Annotated in this window: 2 protein-coding genes; both read right to left on the reverse strand. The window is 73.4% G+C overall.

The annotated features are described in order from the left end of the window. Window positions 1-4,213 (reverse strand): beta-ketoacyl synthase N-terminal-like domain-containing protein (locus ACR2FV_RS04770; protein WP_434014557.1); only part of this gene is annotated, 4,213 nt, incomplete at its 3' end. Beyond that, window positions 4,210-4,608, reverse strand: a complete 399-nt coding sequence (locus ACR2FV_RS04775) for a 4'-phosphopantetheinyl transferase family protein (RefSeq protein WP_434014558.1) — start codon at window positions 4,606-4,608, stop codon at window positions 4,210-4,212. The genes ACR2FV_RS04770 and ACR2FV_RS04775, both read right to left, overlap by 4 nt. Window positions 4,609-5,326: the final 718 nt, after the last annotated feature.

The raw sequence follows: 5,326 nt of genomic DNA on the forward strand, positions 1-5,326 counted from the left end.
CTGCGCGAAACAGGGGGGCGACAGAGATGGGGAAACGGGGGTTGGCGGCCGCTCCCTCTACCAGCCCGGGCAGCGCAGTGTCCACCATCGCCGAGTGGAACGCGCGGGAGACTTCCAGACGGCGGCACCGGCAGCCGCGCCGGGTCAGCTCGGCCACGGCCCGCGACAGCGCGTCGGTCTCCCCCGAGATCACCAGGTGGTCCGGTCCGTTGACGGCAGCCACCGAGAGCCGGCCCTCCTCCGCTTCGACGACCTCCCTGGTCTCGGCGTCGGGGCCGACGACGGCAGCCATCCCCCCGGCGGAGCAGTGCTCCTGCATCAGGGCGCCGCGGCGGACCGCCAGGCGCACCGCCTCGGCCGGGGTGAGCGCACCGCATACCGCGGCCGCTGCCAGCTCCCCGACACTGTGGCCCAGCACGCCGTCCGGCGTCACACCCCAGGCCCGGAGCTGCTCGGCCAGCGAGACGCCGACGGCGACCAGCAGCGGCTGGGCGACGGCGGTGCTCAGCGGCTGCTCCTGCTCGACACCGGGGTCCAACGACCGCTGCGCCAGGGTGCGGCCCTCGACCGGCCCGGCGGCCTCCGACAGCCGCTCCATCATCCGGCGGTAGGCCGGCGCAGTGGCGTGCAGACCGCATCCCAGTTCAAGCAGCTGGGTGCCCTGGCCGGCGAAGAGCAGGGCGAGCCGGGGACGGCCACGGGCCGCGCGAGCCGGGGCCTCGCCGGCCCGCGGACGCGTCTCGAGCCTGGTCTCCAGGCCTGCCGCGAGGTCGCCGTCGGCCACCAGCGCCAGGCGGTGGGGGGCGTCGTCGCGTGCCGTGCTCGCGCTGCGGCACAGGTCGCCCTCGTCGATCTCGGGGTGGGCCCGGGCATGGGCGGCCAGGTCTGTCGCGGCCGCTCGCAGCGCCTCCTCAGAGCCGGCCGACAGGGTGAGCAGGTGCGGCGTCACAGCAGCCGGCGCAAGCGCGGCGGGCGGGGGCGCCTCCTGAAGGATCACGTGGGCGTTGGTGCCGCCGAAGCCGAAGCCGTTGATGCCCGCCCGCAGCGGACGCGCCCCCGACCAGCTGCGGTGCTCCGTGATCACCTCGAGACCCCCGGCGGCCAGGTCGAGCTCACCGGAGGGATGGTCGTGGTGCAGCGACGGCGGCAGCTCGCGGTGCTGCAGCGCCAGGATCACCTTGACCAGGCTGGGCATGCCGGCGGCGTTGAGCAGGTGGCCGAGGTTGGTCTTGACCGAGCCCACCCAGCGGGGGGTGCCGTCCGGCCCGCGCGGGAAGGCGTGCACCAGGGAGCGGGCCTCGATCGGGTCGCCCACCGCGGTGCCGGTGCCGTGGGCCTCGACGTAGCCGACGCTCGCCGGGTCGATCCCCGCGTCCCGGTAGGCGTCGTGGATGACCTCGGCCTGCAGCACCGGGTTGGGGGCCATCAGGCTCAGCGACCGGCCGTCGTTGTTGACCGCGCTGCCGCGCACGAGCGCGAGCACCCGATCGCCGTGGTCGGTCGCCCGGTCGAGCGGCTCGAGCACGATCGCTGCCGCACCCTCCCCCGGCACGAAGCCGTCGGCCCCGGCCGCGAAGGCCCGGCTCCGACCCGTGGGCGAGAGCGCCTGCGCCGACTCCAGCAGCCGATATGCCGTGGGCGTGAGGTTGAGGCTGACCCCGCCGACCACCGCCAGGTCGCACTCGCCCGCCTCCAGGCTGCGCCGGGCCAGGTGCAGCGCCACGAGCGAGGAGGAGCAGGCGGTGTCGACCGCCATGGCCGGCCCGGACAGGTCGAGGTGGTGGGCGACGCGGGCGGCGATGAGGTTGCGCAGGTTGCCGACCAGGACCGACGGCGGCAGCCTCACCCCGTCGGCCATCGCCTGGTGCAGCAGCTCGGCATAGCCGCTCTCGCCGACCGCGACGAAGACCCCGACGCGCCGTCCTCGGCGCCGGGGGCCGGCGTAGCCCGCGCGTTCCAATGCCTCGTGCGCGACCTCGAGGAAGATCCGGGCGTGCGGGTCGGTCATCGCGGCCTCGTCGTCGCCCATGCCGAACCAGTCGGCGTCGAACTCGGCGACGTCGTCGAGGAAGGCACCCCACCGGGCCCGGGCTCCCTCCGGCACGCTCCAGCGTGCGGCGGGCACCTCGGTGACGCTGTCTCTGCCCTCGACGAGGTTGTGCCAGAACGCCTCCGGGGTGTCGGCGTCGGGGAAGCGGCAGGCCATGCCGATCACGGCGGCGGGCTGGGTCGTCGACGCGGATCGCACGGTCTGGGTGGGGGCGGCGCCGCCCTGGGAACGACCGATCAGATGGTCGGCAAGCGCGGAGACCGTGCCGCAGTCGCGCAGCACGCCCGGCTCGAGTGGACCACCGAACTCGTCCTCCAGGTGCGCGAGCAGCTGCATCGCGCTCAGCGACGTGCCCCCGATGGCCAGGAACCGGTCGTCGGGCTGGATCTGCGCGGCAGGGACGTCCAGGACGCGCGCCCAGATCGCAGTGACGATCGCCTCGACCTCGGTCCGCGAGCGCGGCGCGTGTCCCGGGGTCGGGGTTGCTGCTGGTCCTGGTGTCGGTGTCGGCACCGCAGTGAGGGCATCGAACTTGCCGGCGGCGACGACGGCACGCAGTGCGGCCCGCTGAATCTTGCCGCTGGTCGTGCGCGGGAACCGTCGGGCGGGGATGGGCACGACCGACACGTCGTCGTGGCCCAGCGTCTCGCGGACGCTAGCCCGCACAGCAGTCACGACGTCGGAAGGATCTGCGGGCGGTCGTGGAGCGGTGACGAACACCGTCACCCGCTCGGTCCCCTGCTCGGTGGTGGACCCGACGACCGCGACCGGTCCGGGCGGCACACCCGGTGTGGCCGCCACGATCTGCTCGACGTCATGTGCATGGTGCTTCTGGCCGTTGACGTAGAGCACGTCCTTGGCCCGCCCGGTGACGCAGAGTCGGCCCTTGCGCAGGAAGCCGAGGTCACCGGTGCGCAGCCAGCCGTCGATGAAGGTCGCCGACGTCTGCGCCGACAGTCCGGCATACCCCTGCGCCACGTTGGGCCCGCGGAACTCGACCTGCCCGACCTGGGAGTCCCCGAGCTCGCTGCCGTCGTCGTCCACGACGCGCAGCTCACCGTCGGGCACGGCGGGACCGATCTCCATCAGCTCGATGCTCGCGGAGGTAGGCGCGTCGGGATCAGCGTCGAGGGCGCGGCCGTGCGCCAGGGCACTGCGGTCCAGGCGCAGAATGGGCGCGACCTGCCCGACCGGACCGAAGGCCACCGCGACGGTGGCCTCCGCCAATCCATACAGCGGCGTCATCGCGCGCGGGTCGAGCCCGGCCGGTTGCAGGTGCCGGGTGAAGTCCCGCCAGGCGGGCACGGGGATGGGCTCGGCGCCCACGCCGATCATCCGCACGCAGCTCAGGTCGAGCGCGGCCACCTGATCGGCGCTCACCCGCTGACAGGTCAGCGCGAGCGCGAAGCTCGCGATCGGCAGGACCGTGGCCCGGTGCCGGTCGGCGACCTGCAGCCACAGCGCCGGCCGCCTGGCGAAGACCGCCGGCTCCATCGTCACCTGCTTGGCACCCGTCGACAGCGCGGTGAGATGGGCACCGATCAGCCCCATGTCGTGGAAGTAGGGCAGCCAGCTCACCACTACGTCGCTGGCGCTCGCTGCACCCGCCGAGCGCGCCTGGCGCAGGTTGGCCACGAGGTTGGCGTGAGTGAGCCGGACCCCTTTGGGCCGGCTCGTGCTGCCCGAGGAGAACTGCAGGAGGGCGAGGTCCTCGGGCTCCGGGCGATGGGCCGGCAGGGGATCGGCGTGCCGCAGCTGCTCCAGGGTCAACACCCGGGCCTGCCCAGGGTCGTTGCCTCCGGCGAGCGTGCTGGCCAGCGTGGCCTGCGACTCGGCCACGACGATCGGGGCATCGCCCAGATGCGCCCGGACCGCATGCACCCGCTCGAGCTGCGGCGCCACGGGCACCGGTACGGCACCGGCCAGCACGGCTCCCCAGCAGGCGGGGACGAAGTCGGTGCCAACGGTGGGGAGGATTAGCACCGGCATACCCTCGATCAGGCCCGCGGCGCGCAGGCCGCCGGCGATGCGCAGCGCCTCGTCGAGCAGCTGCCGGTAGGTGCGGACCGTCTCGGCTCCGGTGCTGTCGACCTGGACGAGCACTTGCTCGGGTGCCTGCTCGACGGCGCCGAGGAGCACGTCGACCAACGTGTCTCCGCTCACCGGCGCGGACCGGTGCAGACAGTGAGCCAGGTGTCGGGCGCCGGGCTCCAGGCAGACACCTCCCAGGATCCGGTCCCGTCGCCGGCGAGCACCGGCCGGTCGCCGGTCACGTCGATCTCAAGGTCACGCGGGTCCGTGCTTAACCCGGCGCCGGTGGCCTTGAGGTAGGCCTCCTTGGCCGTCCACAGCTGCAGGAAGCGCAGGGCGCGGGCACGCCCTGGGGGCGCGTCCTCCCACCAGGCCAGCTCTGAGTCGGCCAGACAGCGTCGGGCGAGCGCCGGTGACACCGGCCGGGGCGCCTCGATGTCCACGCCCACGCATCCGCTGCGCGTGGTCGCCGCGGCGATCCAGCCACCGCTGTGCGACAGGCCGACGTCTATCCCCGCGCCGGCCACGGGTCGTCCGGAGCGGTTGCGACCCGCCGTCGTGCCTGCGTCTCGTGCAAAGTCCTGCAGGCACGACCATCCAAGCGCGGAGTCCTGACGGTCCTCCCAGCGGTGCAGACCACCGATCCGCTCCTGCTCGCATCGCGGAAGGGTGGCCAGAAGCTGTCCCCAGGCCGCGGTGGACAACTGAGAGCCGCGGGGCACCACCACCACACGGCCGGGCGCTCTCTCACCTACGCTCCCCACGATGCTCCGATGCTAGCGCCGACGCCGCTGGCCGAAGGGCTCTCCACGCGGGATGTCCCGAACCTGGTGCGCCCGGCCATCGTGGGTCGTGCTGGGCTCCTGGATGGCTAGCAACCCGGCCACCCTGCGCTCGGGCCTGGACCTCGATCCCCGGTCAGGCAGATCTCGACTGTAAGGCCGCAGCGTGCGGCATTCCGGCTCCCTTCTGTTGTCAAGTCGCCGGAATCGGTTCCTGGGAGTGTGCGCCGGCGCTTGTCGCCGTCAAGGTCGTTCGTCCAGTAGGGCGCTGCACCTTGACACCTCCGGCGCGTCGCCGCGTTGGCTGAGGAGCCGAGCCCGGACCGGGGTGCGCATGGGTCGTGATGGCCGGTAGCGTCTGGGGTGCGGGTCCGGGAAGTGGCTGATCCGAAGTGTCGATGTGCGGGGGCAGGTCGACCGCGCTGGAGTGAAGTGACGCCCCGCAGTGCCCTCCCGGACCCGT

This window comes from Ornithinimicrobium sp., from assembly GCF_051004135.1.
In the GTDB taxonomy this organism is placed as follows: Bacteria; Actinomycetota; Actinomycetes; order Actinomycetales; family Dermatophilaceae; genus Ornithinicoccus.